General features: G+C 68.3%; 4 protein-coding genes. All 4 read right to left on the reverse strand.

The features are described 5' to 3' along the window. Positions 1-218, reverse strand: a 218-nt coding sequence (locus NX1_RS34845) for a translation initiation factor IF-2 N-terminal domain-containing protein (RefSeq protein ID WP_157120411.1), incomplete at its 3' end; no start/stop codon positions are given. 109 nt (positions 219-327) lie between these two features. Next, positions 328-660 carry a YlxR family protein gene (locus tag NX1_RS35845; RefSeq protein ID WP_084501998.1) on the reverse strand — a complete coding sequence of 111 codons (333 nt, stop codon included), beginning with the start codon at positions 658-660 and terminating at the stop codon, positions 328-330. 134 nt (positions 661-794) lie between these two features. After that, complete coding sequence (nusA, locus tag NX1_RS34850; RefSeq protein WP_068069413.1) at positions 795-1,823, reverse strand: transcription termination factor NusA; 1,029 nt, start codon at positions 1,821-1,823, stop codon at positions 795-797. After that, positions 1,820-2,488 (reverse strand): ribosome maturation factor RimP, encoded by a 669-nt coding sequence (gene rimP, locus NX1_RS34855; RefSeq protein WP_068069416.1) that lies wholly within the window; start codon positions 2,486-2,488, stop codon positions 1,820-1,822. Before rimP ends, nusA begins: the two co-directional genes overlap by 4 nt. Between the last annotated feature and the right edge of the window lie 323 nt (positions 2,489-2,811).

A 2,811-nucleotide genomic window follows, 5' to 3' on the forward strand; every position in this document is an offset into this window, starting at 1 on the left:
GCCGAAGAAGCGGGACCGGGGCGCGCCCCGGACTTGGAGTCTGCTGCCGGCGCGGACTTCGCCGCCAGCGACTCGCGCAGCCGACGCGCGACGGGCGCTTCCACCGTCGAGGACGCCGACTTCACGAACTCGCCTTGCTCCTTGAGCGTTGCGAGTAGTTCTTTGCTCGTGACACCGAGTTCTTTTGCCAACTCGTGCACGCGGGCCTTGCCTGCCACTGCTCTCCTCACTGAGAGGTCGAGCAGCGCCACCGTTTCAGGGGACGGCGGCCCGCACGACCTCGGGTTATCTCCGATGGACGTTCATCGTTGGTACTTCACGGTGTGCTCATGAGTGCTCGTGCCTGTTCTCGAGGTAATGCTCCAGGGCTGAGATATCCAGATGTCCGGACACTCGTAGTGCTCTGCCGAATGCTCGGCGCCGTTCTGCCGTGCTCAGACAAGACGAAAGGGGGTGCAACCAGGCACCCCTCCCGGGAAGTCTGCGCCGCGGATCGGGAACGATCACGACGATACGGGATCCGTCTCCGGCGTCCCGATCTTGTGCCACGATCCGCAACAGATCGACGGCCAACTCGCGCTTCCGGCATCCGATACACGTACGCACCGGAGCCGACCGCCGCGTGGACGCGGGATGCTGATCGGTGGTGCGTTCGGGCAAAGATGCCGAAGGCTCGTGCTGAACCTTGGACCACTGTACCGCTGCCCGGCCCCGAACGCCGAACCCCTCCCCCGCGGAAGTTACCAACATGTCATCCCCGGGGCGGGATTCCCTGTTCGCGGTGTGAGCTCCGCTCAACTGCGATGCGCCTCCGTCCGCACGCCGCCGCCCACGTCGGGGGCCGCGTCGCTGCGGATATCGATCCGCCAGCCGGTCAAACGCGCGGCCAGCCGGGCATTCTGCCCTTCCTTGCCGATCGCGAGCGAGAGCTGGAAGTCGGGCACGACGACACGTGCCGCCCTGGCGTCGGCGTCGACGATAGTGACGGAAACCACTTTCGAGGGCGACAGCGCGTTGCCGACGAAGGCCGCCGGATCCTCGGCGTAATCGATGATGTCGATCTTCTCGCCCGCCAGTTCGCTCATCACGTTGCGCACACGCTGACCCATCGGGCCGATGCACGCGCCCTTGGCGTTGACGCCGGGCACCGTGGAGCGCACCGCGATCTTGGAACGGTGCCCGGCCTCGCGGGCCACCGCGACGATCTCGACCGAGCCGTCGGCGATCTCGGGGACCTCCAGCGCGAACAGCCTGCGTACCAGATTCGGGTGGGTACGCGACAGCGTGATCTGCGGTCCGCGCGGGCCGCGTGAGACACCGACCACATAGCACTTGATGCGGTCGCCGTGCTCGTAGGTCTCGCCGGGCACCTGCTCGGCGGGCGGGATCAGGCCCTCGGTGCCGTGCAGTTCGCTGCCGATGCGAACCACCACGGTGCCGCGGGCGTTGGCGCGCGCGTCGCGCTGCACCACGCCGCCGACGATGTCGCCCTCGTGGGTGGAGAACTCACCGAAGGACTTCTCGTTCTCCGCGTCGCGCAGCCGCTGCAACACCACCTGGCGCGCGGTGGTCGCCGCGATGCGGCCGAAACCCTCTGGGGTGTCGTCCCATTCGGAGATCACGTTGCCGTCGGCGTCGAGTTCGCGGGCCATCACCCGCACCACGCCGGTCTTCTGGTTGATGTCGATGCGCGCGTTGGGCTGGTGGCCTTCGGTGTGCCGATACGCGGTCAGCAGCGCCGACTCGATCGCGGAGATCACCGTCTCGATCGAGATCCCCTTGTCGGCCACGATCGCGCGCAGGGCTTCGATTTCGATGTTCATTCCACGATCCCTTCGGTCGAATCGGACGCTGTTACAGGTAGTGCTTCGGTGGTTTCTCGGGCAGCTGCGGCGTCGTCGACCGCGAGGGCATCGTCGTCGCGCCCCGGTTCGGGACGACCGGGCGCCACCCCGCCCGCCAGCTCCAGCTCCCGCGCGCCGGGCGGGGAGAACTCGACCTGGACGACGGCGTCGGCAATATCGGCCAGCGGCACGTGCACCCGGTGCGGATTGCGCTTGCCGCCGAACACCAGCGCCACCGAATCCTGCCCGAGCGCGCCCACTCGCGCCTCGAACCGCGCCGAGCTACCTGGCTCAGGTGGCTCGGCCCCCGGTCTCAGGGTGACGCGCACCTTGCGGCCCTGCGCGCGGCGCCAGTGCCGGTCGGCGGTCAGGGGGCGGTCGATGCCGGGCGTCGTCACTTCCAGCAGATAGGGCGTCTCACCGAAATCGCCCGCGTCGTCGAGCAGCAACGAGAGTTCCGAACTGAGCGTGGCGATGGCATCGAGATCGGCGGTACCGTCGCTGTCGACGGTGACCTTGACTTTGGCTTGCGCGTCCGCGTGCCTGCCTGCCGTCGAGATATCGACGCCCTCGAGGTCGAATCCCCGGCGTTCGACGAGTCCAGCAACGAGCTGGCTCACCCTTTCCTCGGTCGGCATCGGCATGTGGGGCGGCTCCTGGTTCAGTTGTGACGCGGTCGGAATTTTCTGTACCGAAGGTCTAGCGTAACGCGCCACGAGAGTGTAAAGGACCAGCGGCCCGCGACAAGCGACCCGGGTCCGCGGCGCGCGCGGCGGGTCGCGGCGGGCAGTCATCGGGATGGTCGGAGCGGTCGGGCCGGTCTGGCACGATAGTGCCGTGCCCCTCCGCCTCCCCGCCCCGCCACACGCCGGGCGCACCTTCGGCAGCCGGGTCGACCGGCACACACCCCAGGACACCGTCGCGCACCATGTCCCGCCGGTCGACCGCCGCACCGCGCTGCGGCTCG

Origin of the sequence: Nocardia xishanensis NBRC 101358 (assembly GCF_001613365.1) — a bacterium.
GTDB classification, from domain to species: Bacteria; Actinomycetota; Actinomycetes; order Mycobacteriales; family Mycobacteriaceae; genus Nocardia; species Nocardia xishanensis.

What these genes read in the sequence shown, in the direction of transcription:
- nusA (WP_068069413.1), bottom strand. Translation starts at nt 1,823, where the DNA reads ATGAACATCGAAATCGAAGCCCTGCGCGCGATCGTGGCCGACAAGGGG.
- rimP (WP_068069416.1), bottom strand. Translation starts at nt 2,488, where the DNA reads ATGCCGATGCCGACCGAGGAAAGGGTGAGCCAGCTCGTTGCTGGACTC.